This is a genomic window from Pseudomonas sp. SCA2728.1_7 (assembly GCF_018138145.1).
Classification (GTDB): domain Bacteria; phylum Pseudomonadota; class Gammaproteobacteria; order Pseudomonadales; family Pseudomonadaceae; genus Aquipseudomonas; species Aquipseudomonas koreensis_A.
Window position 1 is genome coordinate 5,916,580 of record NZ_CP073104.1, and the last position, 18,631, is coordinate 5,935,210.

The 18,631-nt window shown below is 59.7% G+C and carries 18 protein-coding genes and 1 pseudogene; all 19 read left to right on the plus strand.

Annotated elements, in window-relative coordinates:
* Positions 1-45 precede the first annotated feature (45 nt).
* The 19 genes and pseudogenes from fabF (at position 46) to KBP52_RS26590 (ending at position 18,628) form a co-directional block, all read left to right on the plus strand.
* Complete coding sequence (fabF, locus tag KBP52_RS26500) at positions 46-1,290, plus strand: beta-ketoacyl-ACP synthase II (RefSeq protein ID WP_077574075.1); 1,245 nt, start codon at positions 46-48, stop codon at positions 1,288-1,290.
* Entirely contained in the window at positions 1,290-2,105 is an 816-nt protein-coding gene (gene pabC / locus KBP52_RS26505; RefSeq protein ID WP_077574074.1) for an aminodeoxychorismate lyase, read from the plus strand. Before fabF ends, pabC begins: the two co-directional genes overlap by 1 nt.
* Before the next feature lie 3 nt (positions 2,106-2,108).
* Positions 2,109-3,284 carry an endolytic transglycosylase MltG gene (gene mltG / locus KBP52_RS26510; RefSeq protein ID WP_137218845.1) on the plus strand — a complete coding sequence of 392 codons (1,176 nt, stop codon included), beginning with the start codon at positions 2,109-2,111 and terminating at the stop codon, positions 3,282-3,284.
* 19 nt (positions 3,285-3,303) lie between these two features.
* Entirely contained in the window at positions 3,304-3,936 is a 633-nt protein-coding gene (gene tmk / locus KBP52_RS26515) for a dTMP kinase (RefSeq protein WP_007908268.1), read from the plus strand.
* Positions 3,929-4,912, plus strand: coding sequence for a DNA polymerase III subunit delta' (locus KBP52_RS26520; protein WP_212621307.1), 984 nt, complete (start codon positions 3,929-3,931; stop codon positions 4,910-4,912). Before tmk ends, KBP52_RS26520 begins: the two co-directional genes overlap by 8 nt.
* Before the next feature lie 42 nt (positions 4,913-4,954).
* Positions 4,955-5,311 carry a PilZ domain-containing protein gene (locus KBP52_RS26525; RefSeq protein WP_077574070.1) on the plus strand — a complete coding sequence of 119 codons (357 nt, stop codon included), beginning with the start codon at positions 4,955-4,957 and terminating at the stop codon, positions 5,309-5,311.
* Positions 5,312-5,326: 15 nt separating this feature from the next.
* Complete coding sequence (locus tag KBP52_RS26530; protein ID WP_150793079.1) at positions 5,327-6,118, plus strand: TatD family hydrolase; 792 nt, start codon at positions 5,327-5,329, stop codon at positions 6,116-6,118.
* 351 nt (positions 6,119-6,469) lie between these two features.
* On the plus strand, positions 6,470-7,108 hold the full coding sequence (locus KBP52_RS26535; RefSeq protein WP_007908276.1) for a TetR/AcrR family transcriptional regulator: 639 nt from the start codon (positions 6,470-6,472) through the stop codon (positions 7,106-7,108).
* A 137-nt stretch (positions 7,109-7,245) separates the two neighbouring features.
* The gene (locus KBP52_RS26540; RefSeq protein ID WP_077574068.1) at positions 7,246-8,214 is read left to right on the plus strand and encodes a radical SAM protein; all 969 of its coding nucleotides are present in this window, start codon (positions 7,246-7,248) and stop codon (positions 8,212-8,214) included.
* 170 nt (positions 8,215-8,384) lie between these two features.
* Positions 8,385-8,990, plus strand: a complete 606-nt coding sequence (locus tag KBP52_RS26545; protein WP_007908280.1) for a DUF4823 domain-containing protein — start codon at positions 8,385-8,387, stop codon at positions 8,988-8,990.
* A 15-nt stretch (positions 8,991-9,005) separates the two neighbouring features.
* Positions 9,006-9,566 carry a DUF1285 domain-containing protein gene (locus tag KBP52_RS26550; protein WP_053122580.1) on the plus strand — a complete coding sequence of 187 codons (561 nt, stop codon included), beginning with the start codon at positions 9,006-9,008 and terminating at the stop codon, positions 9,564-9,566.
* A gap of 192 nt (positions 9,567-9,758) precedes the next feature.
* Positions 9,759-10,475, plus strand: a complete 717-nt coding sequence (locus KBP52_RS26555; RefSeq protein WP_127929329.1) for a FadR/GntR family transcriptional regulator — start codon at positions 9,759-9,761, stop codon at positions 10,473-10,475.
* Positions 10,476-10,610: 135 nt separating this feature from the next.
* A pseudogene (locus KBP52_RS26560) lies at positions 10,611-11,487 on the plus strand (SMP-30/gluconolactonase/LRE family protein).
* Between the two features lie 271 nt (positions 11,488-11,758).
* Entirely contained in the window at positions 11,759-12,577 is an 819-nt protein-coding gene (locus KBP52_RS26565; protein WP_212621308.1) for an SDR family oxidoreductase, read from the plus strand.
* Between the two features lie 136 nt (positions 12,578-12,713).
* The gene (locus KBP52_RS26570; RefSeq protein ID WP_064120360.1) at positions 12,714-13,718 is read left to right on the plus strand and encodes a substrate-binding domain-containing protein; all 1,005 of its coding nucleotides are present in this window, start codon (positions 12,714-12,716) and stop codon (positions 13,716-13,718) included.
* 53 nt (positions 13,719-13,771) lie between these two features.
* Complete coding sequence (gene araG, locus KBP52_RS26575) at positions 13,772-15,316, plus strand: L-arabinose ABC transporter ATP-binding protein AraG (RefSeq protein ID WP_212621309.1); 1,545 nt, start codon at positions 13,772-13,774, stop codon at positions 15,314-15,316.
* Positions 15,317-15,328: 12 nt separating this feature from the next.
* Positions 15,329-16,297 carry an L-arabinose ABC transporter permease AraH gene (araH, locus tag KBP52_RS26580; RefSeq protein ID WP_026000669.1) on the plus strand — a complete coding sequence of 323 codons (969 nt, stop codon included), beginning with the start codon at positions 15,329-15,331 and terminating at the stop codon, positions 16,295-16,297.
* A gap of 622 nt (positions 16,298-16,919) precedes the next feature.
* Positions 16,920-17,633, plus strand: coding sequence for a GntR family transcriptional regulator (locus tag KBP52_RS26585; RefSeq protein ID WP_212621310.1), 714 nt, complete (start codon positions 16,920-16,922; stop codon positions 17,631-17,633).
* Positions 17,630-18,628, plus strand: coding sequence for an ADP-ribosylglycohydrolase family protein (locus KBP52_RS26590; protein ID WP_116030459.1), 999 nt, complete (start codon positions 17,630-17,632; stop codon positions 18,626-18,628). Before KBP52_RS26585 ends, KBP52_RS26590 begins: the two co-directional genes overlap by 4 nt.
* Positions 18,629-18,631 lie beyond the last annotated feature (3 nt).

Sequence of the window (18,631 nt, forward strand, 5' to 3'; positions counted from 1 at the left end):
TTAGGCCTGATGCAAAGTCGTCGTCATTTGAAAAAGGAGAGTGCTGTGTCGCGTAGACGCGTCGTAGTCACCGGTATGGGTATGTTGTCGCCACTGGGCACGGATGTGCCGAGCAGTTGGCAGGGCATTCTGGCTGGCCGCAGTGGCATTGGTCTGATCGAACACACCGACCTTTCTGCCTATTCCACCCGCTTTGGCGGCTCGGTAAAGGGCTTCAATGTCGAGGAATACCTGTCGGTCAAGGAAGCGCGCAAGCTCGACCTGTTCATTCAGTACGGCCTCGCCGCCGGCTTTCAAGCCGTGCGCAACGCCGGTCTGGAAGTCACTGACGCCAACCGTGAACGCATTGGCGTGGCCATGGGTTCGGGGATCGGCGGTCTGACCAATATCGAAGAAACCAGCCGTACTCTGCATGAGACGGGCCCGCGTCGAATCTCGCCATTCTTCGTGCCAGGCTCGATCATCAATATGATTTCCGGTTTTCTGTCCATCCACCTGGGTGCACAGGGACCTAACTACGCCATCGCCACCGCATGTACCACCGGTACGCACTGCATTGGCATGGCGGCGCGCAACATCATGTACGACGAAGCCGACGTGATGATTGCCGGCGGTGCCGAAATGGCCGCGTGCGGTCTGGGCATGGGCGGCTTCGGTGCGTCCCGTGCGCTGTCGACGCGCAACGATGAGCCAACCCGCGCCAGCCGTCCGTGGGACAAGGGTCGTGACGGTTTCGTCCTGTCCGACGGTGCCGGCGCACTGGTTCTTGAAGAACTGGAGCACGCCAAGGCGCGCGGCGCGACTATCTACGCCGAGCTGATCGGCTTCGGCACCAGCGGCGATGCGTTCCACATGACCTCGCCACCGGCCGACGGCGCCGGTGCCGCACGCTGCATCACCAATGCGTTGCGCGATGCCAAGATCAACGCTGATCAAGTGCAATACATCAACGCTCACGGTACTTCGACTTCGGCCGGCGACCTCGCCGAAGCCAATGCGATCAAGAGCGTGTTCGGTGAGCACGCCTACAAACTGGCGGTCAGCTCGACCAAGTCGATGACCGGTCACCTGTTGGGTGCAGCGGGCGCGGTGGAAGCGATCTTCAGCGTGCTGGCGATCAACAGCCAGGTAGCCCCGCCGACCATCAACCTCGAAGAACCGGACGAAGGCTGCGATCTCGATTTTGTGCCGCACACTGCGCGCAACATGGACATCGATGTCGTGTTGTCCAACTCCTTCGGTTTTGGCGGCACCAACGGCACCTTGGCTTTCCGCCGGTTCGCAGGCTGATGGACAGCTGGGTCGACGGTCAACCGGCTGACGCTCTGTCGCTGAAAGATCGCGGCCTGGCTTACGGCGATGGTCTGTTCGAGACCATCGCCGTGCGTAGCGGCCAGCCGATCCTGCTGGATCGACACCTGACGCGCCTGGCCGACGGCTGCTCGCGTCTGGCCATTGCGGCGGATATCGAACTGATCCGTCACGAGCTGCTGAGCTATGCGGCAGCGATGGGCGCGGGCGTGCTCAAACTCATCCTCACCCGTGGCGATGGTTTGCGCGGTTATGCGCCCGACCCGACGGCGCCGGGCCGCCGCATTCTGCAAGGCAATCCTCCTGCGGCTTATCCTGCTGTTCATGCTGAACAAGGCGTCCGCCTGTTCCCGTGCAGCACCCGCTTGGCCAAGCAGCCATTACTCGCCGGACTCAAACACCTCAATCGCCTTGAACAGGTTCTCGCCCGTGCCGAATGGCAGGACAGTGAACATGCCGAAGGCTTGATGCTCGATCAGGTCGGTCGAGTGATCGAAGGTGTATTCAGTAATCTGTTTTTGGTGCGTGACGGTGTGCTGATAACGCCGGACCTCAAGCGCTGTGGCGTCGCCGGTGTGATGCGCGCCGAAATATTGTTTCAGGCCGAGTCATTGGCCATCCCCACACAAATCGCCGACATCAGCCTCGATCAGCTGCAATGGGCTGATGAAGTGTTTGTCTGCAACAGCGTGTATGGCGTCTGGCCGGTACGCGCCTGTGCTGCACTGAGCTGGCCGGTTGGCCCGCTCACCCGTAAACTGCAAACCATTGCCCGCGCCCTACTGGATGCCTGATTTGTGAGACGTAAACTTTTGCTGCTGCTGGAAACCGGACTGGTTCTGGCAGGGCTGTTGATGGGCGCCAGCGCCTGGAAGATTCACTCTGCACTGGAACAGCCTCTGAACATCACGCAGGAAGAACTGCTGGATGTGCCGAAAGGCTCCACTCCGACCCGTACGTTCCTTTCCCTCGAAACCGATGGCGTCATCAAGGACGCGTTCTGGCTGCGGGTTTACTGGCGTTTCAATCTCGCCGGCACGCCGATTCACAGCGGTGAATACCGCATGCAGCCGGGCATGACCGTCAATGGTCTGATCGACTTGTGGAAGCGTGGCGAAGTGGTGCAGTACAGCCTGACGCTGGTGGAAGGCTGGAATTTCCACCAGGTACGCGCCGCGCTGGCCAAGGATGACAAGGTCGAGCAGACCCTGAACGGTTTGAGCGACAGCGACGTCATGGCCAAAATCGGCCATAAAGGTCTGTTCCCGGAAGGCCGTTTCTTCCCCGATACCTACCGCTTCGTGCGTGGCATGTCTGATGCCGAGTTGCTGAAGAAAGCCTTTGACCGCCTCGATGAAGTTCTGGCGAAAGAGTGGGAGAGTCGTTCTGCCGATGTGCCGTACACCGAACCTTATCAAGCGCTGATCATGGCGTCGCTGGTCGAGAAGGAAACCGGCGTGCCGCAGGAGCGTGGGCAAATTGCCGGTGTCTTCGTGCGTCGCATGGCTCTGGGCATGCAGCTGCAGACCGATCCGACCGTCATCTATGGTCTGGGCGATCGCTACACCGGCAAGTTGACCCGTGCACATCTGAAAGAGCCGACGGCGTATAACACTTACGTGATCCCCGGCCTGCCGCCGACGCCGATCGCGATGGTTGGCCGCGAAGCGATTCACGCGGCATTGAACCCGGTGGACGGCACCAGCCTGTACTTTGTTGCGCGTGGTGACGGCAGTCATGTGTTCTCTGACGATCTCGATGCGCACAACAATGCGGTGCGTGAGTATCAGCTCAAGCGCCGTGCGGATTACCGCTCCAGCCCTGCGCCAGCGGTAACGCCTGAAGCGGCTCCCGCTGCCGAGGATGCGATTCCTGCGGCCTCTCCGGACACAGCGCCAGAGTCGATGCCACAAGTTGCACCACAGGAGCCAGCGCCGACTCCAGAAGCCGCCGCCCCACAAAATACGCAATGACGTTGATTAAGGACTGCCTGTGACTGGCTTGTTTATTACTCTTGAAGGCCCTGAAGGCGCCGGCAAAAGCACCAACCGCGAATACCTCGCTGAGCGCCTGCGCGCCGCCGGTATCGAAGTGGTGCTGACCCGCGAGCCTGGTGGCACGCCGCTGGCCGAGCGGATCCGCGAAGTGCTGCTGGCGCCGGCCGACGAAGTCATGAATCCGGACGCCGAGCTGTTGCTGGTGTTTGCTGCGCGTGCCCAGCATCTGGCAGAGGTGATTCGACCGGCCATGGCCCGAGGCGCGGTGGTGCTGTGTGATCGCTTTACCGATTCCACTTACGCCTATCAGGGCGGCGGTCGCGGTCTGTCGCTGGAGCGCATCGCCGCGCTGGAAACCTTTGTGCAAGGCGATCTGCGCCCGGATCTGACACTGATTTTCGATCTGCCGGTGGAGATCGGTCTGGCCCGCGCCAGTGCCCGTGGTCGTCTGGATCGTTTCGAGCTGGAAGGTCGGGCGTTTTTCGAGGCCGTGCGTAGTGCCTTCCTCAAGCGTGCTGAGGCGGATCCTGCGCGCTATGTGCGCATCGATGCCGGCCAGCCATTGGCCAAGGTTCAACAATCGCTGGATACCCTGATTCCGAACTTGCTGGAGCTGGCCCGTGGCTGAGGCCTATCCATGGCAGGACAGCCTCTGGCAGCAACTGGCCGGGCGTAAGCAGCACGCGCACGCCTATCTGCTGCACGGGCCGGCCGGTATCGGCAAGCGCGCGCTGGCCGAGCGCCTGATGGCCAGCCTCTTGTGTCAGCGGCCGACGCCGGAAGCCTGCGGCGAATGCAAATCCTGCCTGCTGCTCAAGGCTGGCAGCCACCCGGATAATTACATCCTCGAACCGGAAGAAGCCGACAAGGCGATCAAGGTCGATCAGGTGCGCGATCTGGTCAGCTTCGTGGTGCAGACCGCGCAGCTCGGCGGGCGCAAGGTGGTGCTGATCGAGCCGGTCGAGTCGATGAACATCAACGCCGCCAACGCCTTGCTCAAGAGCCTTGAAGAACCGTCCGGCGACACGGTTCTGCTGTTGGTCAGCCACCAGACCAGTCGTCTGCTGCCCACTATCAAGAGCCGTTGCGTGCAGCAGGCCTGTCCGTTGCCGGGCGAGGCGATGAGCCTGCAATGGCTGGCTCAGGCGCTGCCGGACTGCTCGGAAGAAGATCGTGTCGAACTGCTGACGCTGGCCGCCGGTTCGCCGTTGATGGCGGTCAGCCTGCAATCCCAGGGCGTGCGCGAACAGCGCGCGCAAGTGGTCGAAGGCGTGAAGAAGCTGCTCAAGCAGCAGCAATCGCCGACGCAACTGGCGGAGGAATGGAAAAGCATTCCGATGCTGCGGCTGTTCGACTGGTTCTGCGATTGGTCGAGCCTGATCCTGCGTTATCAATTGACTCAGGATGAAGCCGGCCTCGGTCTGACCGATATGCGTAAAGTCGTGCAGTACCTGGCGCAGAAAAGTGCGCAAGGCAAAGTCCTCGAAATTCAGGACTGGATTCTCGCCCAGCGCCAGAAAGTCCTGAGCAAGGCCAACCTCAACCCGGCCTTGCTGCTGGAAGCGTTGTTGGTGCAATGGGCGGGATTGCCTGGCCAAAGATAAGAATGTGTACCTAGACTCTGAACATCAGCAGTGGAGGTCAACATGAATGAATCTGTCAGCCCGGGGCCGCGCAACGGTATTTTGTCCCTGACCATCAAGGACAAGTCGGTGCTCTACGCCGCCTACATGCCGTTCATCAAGAACGGTGGCCTGTTCATCCCGACCAACAAAAGTTACAAGTTGGGCGACGAGGTGTTCATGCTGCTCAACCTGATGGACGAGGCCGAGAAGATTCCGGTGGCCGGCAAAGTCGCCTGGATCACCCCGAAAGGGGCGCAAGGCAATCGCGCTGCCGGTGTCGGCGTGCAGTTCAACGACGGCGACAACACCGCGCGCAGTCGCATCGAAACCCATCTGGCCGGAGCGCTTAAATCCGACCGTCCCACTCATACGATGTAAGTAGCCGTCTTTTTTATGCTCGTAGATTCCCATTGTCACCTTGATCGCCTCGACCTCGCCGCCCATGACGGCTCGCTGGATGCTGCACTCGATGCGGCCCGTGAGCGCGGAGTAGGGCACTTCCTGTGTATCGGCGTGAGTGCCGACAACGCCGCCGACGTCAAAGCCCTGGCTGAGCGTTACGATGACGTTGATTGCTCGGTCGGCGTGCATCCGCTGGATGTGCAACCGGGCGCGGCGCCAGCGCTGGACTGGCTGCTGCACGAACTCAATCACCCGAAAGTGGTGGCGATCGGTGAAACCGGCCTCGATTATCACTACGAGCCGGAAGCCGCCGAGTTGCAGCAGGCGTCGTTTCGTCTGCACCTGCAAGCGGCGCAGCAGACCGGCAAACCGGTGATCATCCACACCCGTGGCGCGCGTGCCGATACCCTTGAGCTGTTGCGCGAAGCGGCATTGCCGCAGGCCGGCGTGCTGCATTGTTTCACCGAAGACTGGGACATGGCCAAGGCTGCACTGGACATGGGTTATTACATTTCCCTGTCGGGCATCGTCACCTTCCGCAATGCTGATGCGTTGCGCGACGTCGCGAGCAAGGTCCCGGCGGATCGCTTGCTGGTGGAAACCGATTCACCGTATCTGGCACCGATCCCTTATCGCGGCAAGCCGAACCTGCCGCAGTACGTGCGCGAAGTGGCGGAATTCCTGGCGATGCTGCGCGGTGAGAACTACGAGCGTTTTGCCGAGCAGACCACCGAGAACTTCAAGCGGTTGTTCCCGCTGGCGAGTGTTAAATCTGCCCTGTAAGCGCTAGCCAAATCGCAGGCAAAAAAAACCCGGGTTCTGGGGGGTGAATCCGGGTTAAGACCATTAGGAGTAAAACAAAGGCACGCGGTCCCTTGGTACCTTTATCGGCGCGACACTTGGGGGAGATGTCGCCCGACAGTTCAAGTATTGATCAGTCTGGCGTGCAGTCCAGTTAGCCGGTCGGGGTTTTTAAACAAATTTGGAATACGTTCGCTTCAGTTGAGTTCTCATTGCGCCCAAAACGTTCTCAAAATGAACAAGAAACACAGATATGGTCGGATGATCCGTGCATTTTTGCGCAAGTTAGGCATAATACGCGGCTTCGAATTTTGACCCTTCAGACCTTTTCTTATGCACAAAGAACCTCGTAAGGTCCGTGAGTTTCGTCGCCGCGAGCAAGAAATTCTCGATACCGCGCTCAAGCTGTTCCTCGACCAAGGTGAAGACAGTGTCACCGTCGAGATGATTGCTGATGCCGTGGGTATCGGCAAAGGCACGATCTACAAGCACTTCAAATCCAAGGCCGAGATCTATCTGCGCCTGATGCTCGATTACGAGCGCGATTTGAACGAGCTGCTGCATTCGGCTGATGTCGACAAGGACAAGGAAGCGCTGTCCCGCGCCTACTTCGAATTCCGCATGCGCGACCCGCAGCGTTATCGCCTGTTCGACCGTCTCGAAGAGAAGGTCGTCAAAGGCAATCAGGTGCCGGAAATGGTCGAGGAGCTGCACAAGATCCGTGCCTCGAACTTCGAACGCCTGACCCTGCTGATCAAGGGCCGTATCAGCGAAGGCAAGCTCGAAGACGTGCCGCCATACTTCCACTACTGCGCATCCTGGGCGCTGGTGCACGGCGCCGTGGCGCTGTATCACTCGCCGTTCTGGAGCAATGTGCTGGAAGATCAGGAAGGTTTCTTCCAGTTCCTGATGGACATCGGCGTGCGCATGGGCAACAAGCGCAAGCGCGATCCGGAAACGCCAAGCAGCTGAGCCATTCAGCTGCTTTATTGCGCCATGATTTCGCTACATGTCGCAGTACCGCAGGAATATACTCAGGCATAGGGCTTGCTAAAACTTGATTTGTGAGTCAAGTTTTAGCGGCTCGAAATTCTTTCGCCGGAGTGATCATGATCGTTGACCGTCAAGGCAGGCGTTTTCGCAATTTGCGGATCAGTCTGACTTCAGCCTGCAATTACGCGTGTACCTACTGCGTGCCCAACGGCAAGCGGCTGGTGGCTGCGCAGGATGAACTGTCGGCCGAAGCCATGGCGCGTGGCGTGGCGTATCTGATCGAAGCCGCCGGCATCGAGCGGCTGCGAATTACCGGTGGCGAGCCGCTGGTCAGCCCCAAACTCGAATCGTTCATGACCGCCGTCGGCAAGATGGGCCTGGACGACATCAGCCTGACCACCAACGGTCAACTCCTCGCGAAAAAACTCCCGCTGCTGGTGGATGCCGGTCTGCGCCGGATCAACGTGTCCCTCGATACCCTCGACGCCAGCGCGTTCCGCAGCATCGCCCGTGGTGGCGATCTGGCCACGGTGCTCGATGGCATGGATCAGGCGAAAGCGGCGGGGATGAAGATCAAGGTCAACATGGTGCCGTTGCGCGGGCAGAACCTTGATCAAGTCATGCCGCTGCTGGATTACTGTCTGGAGCGTGGATACGAATTGCGCTTCATCGAGCTGATGCGCATGGGTCACTTGGCCAAGGACAATAATGCGTTCCTGCAACAGTTCGTCAGCCTGCAACAGCTGCTGGCGCTGATTGGCGAGCGTTATGAGTACGCACAAACCGACGCACCAGTGGACGCAACGGCCGTGCGTTACGCAATTCCCGGTTTAGGCAACTTTGGCGTGATCGCCAACGAAAGCGTGCCGTTCTGCCGCACGTGCTCGCGTTTGCGCCTGTCGTCCACTGGTTGGTTGCATGGCTGTCTGTCGTCGAGTAACCGCCACTATGTCGGTGATCTGCTCGACAAGCCGCGCCATCAGGCGTTGCCGGCGCTCCAGCGTTTGCTGGTCAAGGCGTTGGGGGACAAGCAGGAAGTGGCGTTCTCTGGCGGCGCTACCGTCATGAAAATCATCGGCGGCTGAACAACCGCTTTCGCGAGCAGGCTCGCTCCCACCTTGGAATGTATTCCCCCTGTGGGAGCGAGCCTGCTCGCGAATACGATCTTACAATCAACGAATTTTCAGAGCTGGCGCAAAAGCTGCATCCAACGGCCATTCGCCGGTTTTCCGTCACCGGCCTCTGGAGGAATAGGATGCGTAGCCTGGTTTTGCTGCTGGCCGTTTTGGCGCTTGGCGGCTGTATGACTGTCAGCGATATGGCCGAAGGCACTCGCTATCAGATGAGCGACGCAGGCTTGCTGGATCACAGCGACAGCCGCCGCGTGAACAACTTCCGCATTCAGCCGGACTCATTCATCTACATCGCCCAGGGCGCGTTCGCACCGCCGGGTGGTTCTTACCCGCGCCCGAATGTGGTGGCTGAAGAAGCTTTCAAAGGTTTCGTCGAATATTTTCCTATGGTTCGCCGCGCCCGCGCTCCCGAGGGACTCGATCAGGCGATGGGCGAAGCTCGCGATGCCGGTGCGCACTATCTGCTGTACACGCGTTTCGCCAAGGCTGACGACCGCATCGGCAACTCCGATGAGTGGCTCGATGAAGAAGCGGTGGATCGCCTCGGCATCGACGGCGGCGTGATTCAGATCATGTTGATCGAGACCAGCACCCAGTATTTGATTGATACTGCACGGATCAAGAGTCGTGGCGGTTTACTGACGTTCCACGACAGCAAGCCCGAAGACCTGATCGGCCCGCCGCTGGCGCAGTACGCGCGCAGCCTGTTGGGAGTCGGCGACCAATAATTCAAGGAGAACGCCATGAGTGGCCCGCAAAAAGCCAATGACCTGTTGGGACAGATCCCGAAAACCAAAGGCTTGCCGCCGGTGCACTTGTGGAACCCGGACTTCTGCGGCGACATCGACATGCGCATCGCCCGCGACGGCACCTGGTATTACCTGGGTACGCCGATCGGGCGCAAGCCGATGGTCAAGCTGTTCTCGACGATCATGCGCCGCGATGGCGATGACTATTTCCTGATCACACCGGTCGAGAAGGTCGGGATCAAGGTCGACGATGCGCCGTTCGTGGCGATTGCCGTCGAGGTTGAAGGCGAAGGGGAGGCGCAGCTGTTGCGCTTCACCACCAACGTTGATGAAACCGCCGAGGCCGGGCCTGAGCATCCGATTCGGGTCGAGATTGATCCGACGACGCAGGAGCCTGCGCCTTACGTGCATGTGCGCACCAATCTTGAAGCGCTGATTCATCGCAATGTGTTCTACCAACTGGTGGAACTGGCGGTGAGTCGCGAAATCGACGGGCAGCGTTGGCTTGGCGTGTGGAGCGGCGGCGAGTTCTTTCGCATCGGCCTGGAACCCTGAAACACAACCCCTTGTAGGAGTGAGCCTGCTCGCGATAGCGGTGGATCAGTCAATACTTATGGTGACTGACATACCGCTATCGCGAGCAGGCTCACTCCTACACTGATTTGTGTTCCTGCAGTAAATCCTTATTGACGCGCAATCGTATGATGATTAGCTTGATCACCCATCGCGATCCGCTTTGAGGTGTTCATGTCCAGCAGCTTTCATGCGTCGACCGTTGACTGGCTGGGTAGCTGGATCGCCGCTGGCCAGGTCAAACCCGGGCAGACGATCAAGGTCGAGGCCGATCTGGGCGAACAGCTCGGCGTCAGTCGCACGGTCATCCGCGAAGCCATCAAAACCCTCGTCGCCAAAGGCATGCTTGAAGTCGGGCCGAAAGTCGGCACCCGCGTGCTGCCGGTACGGCGCTGGAACCTGTTCGATCCGCAAGTGGTCGGTTGGCTGTCGCGCAACGGCTTGCCGGAAAACTTCGTCGATGACCTGCTCGACCTGCGCCGCACCATAGAGCCGATGGCCGTGCGCTGGGCGTGCGAGCGCGCGACGCTGGAACAGATTGAAGCGGTGCAACTGGCCTATAACGCCCTTGAGCGTGCGGTCGACAGCGGCATCGATTACAACCGCGCCGATCAGGTCTTCCACGAATGCATTCTCGCCGCCAGCCATAACCAATTCATTGAACAAATGGTCCCGGCGCTCGGCGCGTTGCTCGCTGTGTCGTTTGAAGTTTCTGCGGCCGACCCGGATGAACTGCGCCGCACTTTGCCGATCCACAAAGACATGGCCGACGCCATCGCCGCCCGCGATTCCGCGCGCGGCGTTTGGGCGTGCATGACCCTGATCGACAACGCCGACCTGGCGATCAAACGCTTTTACCCGAAAGTCATGGCCGACAAAAAAGCCAGTTGAATACACCGAAATCCCCTGTAGGAGTGAGCCTGCTCGCGATAGCGTCGTATCAGGCAAAGCAGATTTGACTGATCCACCGCGATCGCGAGCAGGCTCACTCCTACAGAAAATCACAAGAACAATGGAGACCGTTATATGCCGTGGACCGCCCTGACCCAACACCGCGCCCAGCTCGGTGAAGGCCCGTTCTGGGACGCGCCAACCCAGGCGCTGTACTGGGTTGATATCGCCGGCAAACAGGCCCTGCGTCTGATCGGCCAGAACGTGCAGATTCTGGCAAATGCCCGAGCACGTTTCCGCGTTCATCCCCTGCGCCAGCGGCGATGCGCTGGTGACCCTGAGCAGCGGTGTCTATCGCCTCGACCTCGATTCCCCCGGCCTCGAGCCGCGCCTGACGCTGTTCTGCGTCGCCGACCCGCAGCCCGGCAATCGTCCCAACGAAGCACGCTGCGATGGCCAAGGTCGTCTGTGGCTCGGCACCATGCAAAACAACATCGGCGAACAGGGCGAAGATCTGCCGATCACCCGTCGTTCCGGTGGTCTGTTCCGGATCGATCCGGATAAACGTGTCACGCCGTTGTTGCGCGGCCTGGGTATTCCCAACACGCTGTTGTGGAGTGACGACGGCACCACGCTGCTGTTCGGCGACAGTCTCGATAACACGCTGCACCGCTATTTCATTCACACCGACGGCAATCTCGATGTCGCACAAGTCTGGTATGGCCCCGATCAGCAGGGTGGCCCGGACGGTTCGGCGATGGACGCCGAAGGCTATATCTGGAATGCCCGCTGGGATGGCAGTTGCCTGCTGCGGCTGACGCCGGATGGCAAAGTTGATCGCAGAATCGATCTACCGGTCAGTCGCCCGACCAGTTGTGTGTTCGGCGGTGAAGGCCTGAAAACCCTGTTCATCACCAGCGCCCAGAGTCCCCACAACCATCCATTGGATGGCGCGGTACTGTCGATGCGCGTGGATGTCGCAGGAAAACTCTGTACGCGCTTTGCGGATTAAATCCCAAAATATGGGATGCAAAATTATATATTGAGATTATTTGGCGGTCGGGTTTATAGTCGGCTCCAGCAGTAACACGCACTCACACTTAAAAAGAACAAAACAGGTGAAGTGATGCAGCGAATGTCTATCGCACTCCCGCGTGGAGTCCGCGTCTCGCAACGGCTCGATGCCGTCGGCGGCGCCTGCCTGTTTCGTTCACATCGCCTTCCAGACCGGACATCGGCAGATGCCCGGTTTTTTTGTGCTTGCGAAACAGGAGTCCTGATCCATGGCTGAACCCCTTTCCCTGCCGCCGGTGCCCGCACCGCCGAAGGGCGAGCGTCTGAAAAACAAGGTCGTGCTGCTGACCGGCGCCGCGCAAGGCATCGGCGAAGCCATCGTCGCGGCCTGCGCGTCGCAGCAAGCGAAACTGGTTATCAGCGATATCCAGGTCGAAAAGGTCGAGAAGGTTGCCGCCCATTGGCGTGAGCAGGGTTACGACGTGCAAGCGCTGCAGGCAGATGTCTCGCATCAGCCCGATCTCCACGCCATGGCCAAACGCGCAGTTGAACTGCACGGGCGCATCGACGTGCTGGTCAATTGTGCCGGGGTCAACGTGTTCCGCGATCCATTGGAAATGACCGAAGAAGACTGGCGTCGCTGCTTCGCAATCGATCTGGACGGCGCCTGGTTCGGCTGCAAAGCGGTGCTGCCGCAGATGATCGAGCAGGGCGTTGGCAGCATCATCAACATTGCCTCGACCCATTCCAGCCACATTATTCCCGGCTGCTTCCCGTACCCGGTGGCCAAGCACGGTTTGCTCGGCCTGACCCGCGCGCTCGGCATCGAATACGCCGCGAAGGGGATTCGCGTCAACGCCATCGCGCCGGGCTATATCGAAACGCAACTGAACGTCGATTACTGGAACGGTTTCGCCGACCCGCACGCCGAGCGTCAGCGTGCTTTCGATCTGCACCCGCCGAAACGCATCGGTCAGCCGCTGGAAGTAGCGATGACTGCGGTGTTTCTGGCCAGTGATGAGGCGCCGTTCATCAATGCTGCATGCATCACCATCGATGGTGGGCGCTCGGTGATGTACCACGACTGAGCACAGTGGCTTTCATGCGGATAAATCCGTTTGCAATCCAATCATCATACGATATGACTATTGTCAGAAGATTTTGCAGGAACACGCTTTAACGCTTTTCAAACATTGCTCAAAAAAAATAACAAGGAGTCAGCTTATGAAACGTCGTTTCGGGATTCGTACCCTGTGCAGTACCGCCCTGGCGGTTACCGCGTTCAGCCTGAGCAGTGCGCTGCTCGCTGCCGACACCGTGAAAATCGGTTTCCTGGTCAAACAGGCGGAAGAACCGTGGTTCCAGACCGAGTGGGCCTTTGCCGAGAAAGCCGCCAAGGACAAGGGCTTCGAACTGATCAAAATCGCCGTGCCGGATGGCGAGAAAACCCTGTCGGCCATCGACAGCCTTGCTGCCAACGGTGCCAAGGGCTTTGTGATCTGCCCGCCGGACGTGTCGCTCGGCCCGGCGATCATGGCCAAAGCCAAGCTCAATGACCTCAAAGTGATTGCCGTCGATGACCGTTTCGTCGACGCCAACGGCAAGTTCATGGAAGACGTGCCATACCTCGGCATGGCCGCGTTCGAAGTCGGCCAGAAGCAGGGCAACGCCATGGTCGCCGAAGCGAAGAAGCGTAACTGGGACTGGAAAGACACCTACGCGGTGGTCAACACCTACAACGAACTCGACACCGGCAAGAAGCGCACCGACGGTTCGGTGAAATCCCTTGAAGACGCCGGTATGCCGAAGGATCACATTCTGTTCGCCGCGCTGAAAACCCTCGACGTACCGGGCAGCATGGACGCCACTAACTCGGCGTTGGTGAAACTGCCGAGCGCGGCGAAAAACCTGATCATCGGCGGCATGAACGACAACACTGTGCTCGGCGGCGTACGCGCCACCGAAGCCGCCGGTTTTGCTGCGGCCAACGTGATCGGTATCGGTATCAATGGCACCGACGCCATCGGCGAACTGAAAAAGCCTAACAGCGGGTTCTTTGGCTCGATGCTGCCAAGCCCGCACATCGAAGGCTACAAGACCGCAGAGATGATGTACGAGTGGGTGACCACCGGCAAAGAGCCGCCGAAGTACACCGCGATGGACGACGTCACCCTGATCACCCGCGAGAACTTCAAGCAAGAGCTGGAAAAAATCGGCCTGTGGAACTGATGCCGCGACGGCCCGGGCAGCCGGGCCGTGTTTCGGTGTGAAGAGGTGGCTTTATGCACGCGCAAGTACAAACACAACAACACAGCGCCAGCGGCAGCCTGCGCTTCAACGGGATCGGCAAAACCTTTCCCGGAGTGAAGGCGCTGGACGCCATCAGTTTCGTCGCCCATCCGGGGCAGGTTCATGCCTTGATGGGCGAGAACGGCGCCGGCAAGTCGACCCTGCTGAAAATCCTCGGTGGTGCTTACATCCCGAGCAGTGGCGAGTTGCAGATCGGCGAGCAGACCATGGCGTTCAAGTCGACGGCTGACAGCATCGGCAGCGGTGTCGCGGTGATTCACCAGGAGCTGCATCTGGTGCCGGAAATGACCGTCGCCGAGAACCTGTTTCTCGGCCATCTGCCGGCCAGTTTCGGTTTGATCAATCGCGGCGCGCTGCGCCAGCAAGCGTTGAATTGCCTTAAAGGCCTGGCCGATGAAATCGATCCGCAGACCAAAGTCGGGCGCTTGTCCCTCGGCCAGCGGCAATTGGTGGAAATCGCCAAAGCGCTGTCGCGTGGTGCTCACGTCATCGCTTTCGACGAACCGACCAGCAGTCTTTCGGCCCGTGAGATCGACCGCTTGATGGCGATCATCGGCCGCTTGCGCGACGAGGGCAAAGTCGTGCTCTACGTTTCGCACCGGATGGAAGAAGTGTTCCGCATCTGCGACGCGGTGACGGTGTTCAAGGACGGTCGCTACGTGCGCACCTTCGACGACATGAGCCAGTTGAGCCACGATCAACTGGTGACCTGCATGGTCGGGCGCGACATTCAGGACATCTACGATTATCGCCATCGTCCACGCGGCGCCGTGGCGCTAAAGGTATCTGGGCTGCTCGGCCCGGGCCTGCGTGAACCGATCAGTTTCGAGGCGCACAAAGGCGAAATCCTCGGCCTGTTCGGACTGGTCGGGGCAGGGCGCACCGAGCTGTTTCGCCTGCTCAGCGGGCTGGAACGCAACACCGCTGGACGCCTCGAATTGCGCGGTCATGAATTGAAACTGCGCTCACCGCGCGACGCGATTGCCGCGGGGATTCTGCTGTGTCCGGAGGATCGCAAGAAGGAAGGCATCATCCCGCTGGCCAGCGTTGCCGAAAACATCAACATCAGTGCACGCGGCGCCCATTCCGGCCTCGGCTGCCTGATTCGCGGTCTGTGGGAAAAGGGCAACGCCGACAAACAGATCAAAGCCCTGAAAGTGAAAACCCCGCACGCCGGCCAGCAGATCAAATTCCTTTCCGGTGGCAATCAGCAGAAGGCCATTCTCGGTCGTTGGTTGTCGATGCCGATGAAGGTCTTGCTGCTCGACGAACCCACTCGCGGCATCGACATCGGCGCCAAGGCTGAGATCTACCAGATCATCCATAACCTCGCCGCCGAGGGTATTTCGGTGATCGTGGTGTCCAGCGATCTGATGGAAGTGATGGGCATTTCCGACCGCATTCTGGTGCTCTGCGAAGGCGCCCTGCGCGGCGAAATCAGCCGTGACCAGGCCAATGAATCCAACCTGCTGCAACTGGCTTTGCCGCGCCACCGCGCTGACGGCGTGGCGAACTGAGAGGTGACTATGATGACAACCCAAAACGAAACCCTGCCCAAAGAGCGCAAACCGCTGGACATGCGGCGCTTCCTTGATGACTGGGTCATGTTGCTGGCGGCGGTGGGCATTTTCGTTGCCTGCACGCTGCTGATCGACAACTTCCTCTCGCCGCTGAACATGCGCGGTTTGGGCCTGGCAATTTCCACCACCGGGATCGCCGCGTGCACGATGTTGTACTGCCTGGCATCGGGGCATTTCGACTTGTCGGTGGGCTCTGTCATTGCCTGCGCCGGCGTGGTCGCGGCGGTGGTGATGCGTGACACCAACAGCGTGTTTCTCGGGGTCAGTGCGGCGTTGGTGATGGGCCTGATTGTCGGGCTGATCAACGGCATTGTGATTGCCAAGTTGCGCGTCAATGCCTTGATCACGACGTTGGCGACCATGCAGATCGTTCGTGGTCTGGCGTACATTTTTGCCAACGGCAAAGCGGTGGGCGTGTCGCAGGAATCGTTCTTTGTCTTCGGCAATGGCCAGTTGTTCGGCGTGCCGGTGCCGATTCTGATCACCATCGTCTGCTTTCTGTTTTTTGGCTGGCTGCTGAATTACACCACTTACGGGCGCAACACCATGGCCATCGGTGGCAACCAGGAAGCGGCGCTGCTGGCGGGTGTGAACGTTGATCGCACCAAGATCATTATCTTTGCCGTGCACGGTGTGATTGGTGCGTTGGCGGGGGTGATTCTGGCGTCGCGTATGACGTCCGGGCAGCCGATGATTGGTCAGGGTTTTGAGTTGACGGTGATTTCCGCTTGCGTGCTGGGCGGGGTGTCGTTGAGCGGCGGGATCGGCATGATCCGGCATGTGATTGCCGGGGTGTTGATTTTGGCGATCATCGAGAATGCGATGAACCTGAAGAATATCGACACGTTTTATCAGTATGTGATTCGTGGGTCGATCCTGCTGCTGGCCGTGGTCATTGACCGGCTGAAGCAACGCTAGAATCAAGAGCCCCTCACCCCCGCCCTCTCCCGGAGGGAGAGGGGGCCGACCGAGGTGTTTTGCGTCCTGCATCGACTTGAAAGACCTAGTCGATTATGGAATCGGAAAAGCACTTTCGTGTCGATTGTGGATTCGGCGAAGCACTTTCAGGTCGGCGAACTTCTTGAGCATCCCCCATTCAGTCCCCTCTCCCTCCGGGAGAGGGCTAGGGTGAGGGGAAGGGTCGACCGAGGTGATCCGTCGACTGAAAGACCTCGCCGATTATGGATTCGGTAAAGGACTTTCAGGTCGGCGTACTTCTTGAGCATCCCCCATTCAGTCCCCTCTCCCTCCGGGAGGGCTAGGGTGAGGGGAAGGGTCGACCGAGGTGATCCGTCGACTGAAAGACCTCGTCGATTATGGATTCGGTAAAGGACTTTCAGGTCGGCGTACTTGAGAAGTCTTGGCGTTCATGGATTCAAAGACGTTATTTCAGGTCGACGTAAATCTCCAATATCCCCCAATCAGTCCCCTCTCCCTCCGGGAGAGGGCTAGGGTGAGGGTGCTTTTGACTTTCAACCTTCTGTCTCTTCCCCTAAATTTCCCTTGCCCGCCCACACCCGTTTCAGGTATCAATTTGTACATGATTAGACAGGTACGATTTGACAAGAAACAACGGGTGGTCGACGAACTCGTCCGGCGCATCGAAAGCGGCCTCATGGAGGACGGCTTTCTGTTGCCCGGCGAACATCAGTTGGCTCAAGAATTCCAAGTCAGCCGCGGCACGCTGCGCGAAGCGCTGGCCGAACTGAAACGGCGCAATTACATCGCCACGCAAAGCGGCGTCGGCTCCATCGTCACCTTCGACGGTGTCGCGCTGGATCAGCGCAGCGGCTGGGCGCAGGCGCTGGCTGACAGCGGCGTACTGATCAACACCGAAGTGCTGCGCCTGGAAGCCGTGACCCGACCCGATCTGCTCTCGCGGTTCGGCACCGACCAATTCATCACCCTCGACCGCCGTCGTCGCTCCAACGACGGCACGCTGGTGTCCCTCGAACGCTCATTGATGCCGGCCACCGGCGGCTTGGAAAGCCTGCCGCGCGTCGGTCTGATCGACAACTCCCTGACCATCACCCTGGCCGCGTACGGCTACATCGGCGAGCGCGGCGATCAATGGATCGGCGCCGAACCGCTGAATGCCGAAGACGCCGCGCTGCTCGGCCGCCCTGAGGGCACGGTGTTCCTCAAAGCCCTGCGCACCACCTACGACCGGCAGAACCGTTTCATGGAGCTGGTCGAAAGCCTGCTCGACCCGGTGCATTTCCGTCTGCACCTGCAATTTGGAGAATCGAAATGACCGCGCTCAACCGTGCCCTCGGCGCTTTCTACGGCCTGGCCCTCGGTGATGCGCTGGGCATGCCGACCCAATCGCTGAACCGAGAAACCATCAAGACCCGCTTCGGCCAGATCACCGATTTGCAGGATGCCGGCCCCTTGCAGCCGATCGCCGCGAACATGCCCAAAGGCTCGATCACCGACGACACCGAACAGGCGATTCTGGTCGGCGAGTTGCTGGTTGAAGGCAAGGGCCGCATCGAGCCGGCAATCCTCGCGCAACGCCTGATCGAGTGGGAAGCCGAGATGCAGGCCAAGGGCTCGCAGGACTTGCTCGGGCCGTCGACCAAACGCGCGATCGAAATGATCCTTGCCGGGCACTCGCCGGAAGAGGCCGGGCGTTACGGCACCACCAATGGCGCGGCGATGCGCATCACGCCAGTGGGGATCGCGGCAGATGTTGCCGATCCTCAACGCTTTATTGCGGCGGTTGTGCAGGCTTGCCAGGTCACGCACAACACCACGCTGGGGATTTCCAGTGCGGCGGCGGTGGCAGCGGTGGTATCCGCTGGCATCAATGGCATGGACCTCGGCGAGGCGTTGAACCTCGGTCAGCAAATCGCTCAGCAAGCCGAGGCGCACGGGCACTGGGTCGCCGGTGGGCGTATTGCTTCGCGCATCAGTTGGGCGCGCACCATCAGTGTCGATAGCGACAAGGCTTTACTGGCCGATCTGCTCTACGACGTGATTGGCACTTCGGTGGCGTCGCAGGAATCGGTGGTGGTTTCGTTTGCACTGGCACAGCAAGTCGCGGTGGGTGAGATGAGCGCGTTTGATGCGCTGTGCATGGCCGCCAGTCTTGGTGGTGACACTGACACCATCGCGGCGATTCTTGGCGCGATGCTGGGGGCCTGCCTGGGTCTTGAGAGTTGGCCGGTGCCGATGATCGACACAGTGAAAGCGGTCAATCATCTGGAGCTTGAGCCGTTGGTGCAGGGACTGTTGGCCTTGCGTTGACCG

Bases quoted from the DNA above. Each gene is read 5' to 3' on its own strand.
- KBP52_RS26535 (WP_007908276.1), top strand. From the start codon at position 6,470: ATGCACAAAGAACCTCGTAAGGTCCGTGAGTTTCGTCGCCGCGAGCAA.
- KBP52_RS26585 (WP_212621310.1), top strand. From the start codon at position 16,920: ATGATTAGACAGGTACGATTTGACAAGAAACAACGGGTGGTCGACGAA.
- KBP52_RS26545 (WP_007908280.1), top strand. From the start codon at position 8,385: ATGCGTAGCCTGGTTTTGCTGCTGGCCGTTTTGGCGCTTGGCGGCTGT.
- KBP52_RS26590 (WP_116030459.1), top strand. From the start codon at position 17,630: ATGACCGCGCTCAACCGTGCCCTCGGCGCTTTCTACGGCCTGGCCCTC.
- KBP52_RS26550 (WP_053122580.1), top strand. From the start codon at position 9,006: ATGAGTGGCCCGCAAAAAGCCAATGACCTGTTGGGACAGATCCCGAAA.
- araG (WP_212621309.1), top strand. From the start codon at position 13,772: ATGCACGCGCAAGTACAAACACAACAACACAGCGCCAGCGGCAGCCTG.
- KBP52_RS26570 (WP_064120360.1), top strand. From the start codon at position 12,714: ATGAAACGTCGTTTCGGGATTCGTACCCTGTGCAGTACCGCCCTGGCG.
- araH (WP_026000669.1), top strand. From the start codon at position 15,329: ATGACAACCCAAAACGAAACCCTGCCCAAAGAGCGCAAACCGCTGGAC.
- KBP52_RS26565 (WP_212621308.1), top strand. From the start codon at position 11,759: ATGGCTGAACCCCTTTCCCTGCCGCCGGTGCCCGCACCGCCGAAGGGC.
- KBP52_RS26525 (WP_077574070.1), top strand. From the start codon at position 4,955: ATGAATGAATCTGTCAGCCCGGGGCCGCGCAACGGTATTTTGTCCCTG.
- KBP52_RS26540 (WP_077574068.1), top strand. From the start codon at position 7,246: ATGATCGTTGACCGTCAAGGCAGGCGTTTTCGCAATTTGCGGATCAGT.
- KBP52_RS26555 (WP_127929329.1), top strand. From the start codon at position 9,759: ATGTCCAGCAGCTTTCATGCGTCGACCGTTGACTGGCTGGGTAGCTGG.
- pabC (WP_077574074.1), top strand. From the start codon at position 1,290: ATGGACAGCTGGGTCGACGGTCAACCGGCTGACGCTCTGTCGCTGAAA.
- KBP52_RS26530 (WP_150793079.1), top strand. From the start codon at position 5,327: ATGCTCGTAGATTCCCATTGTCACCTTGATCGCCTCGACCTCGCCGCC.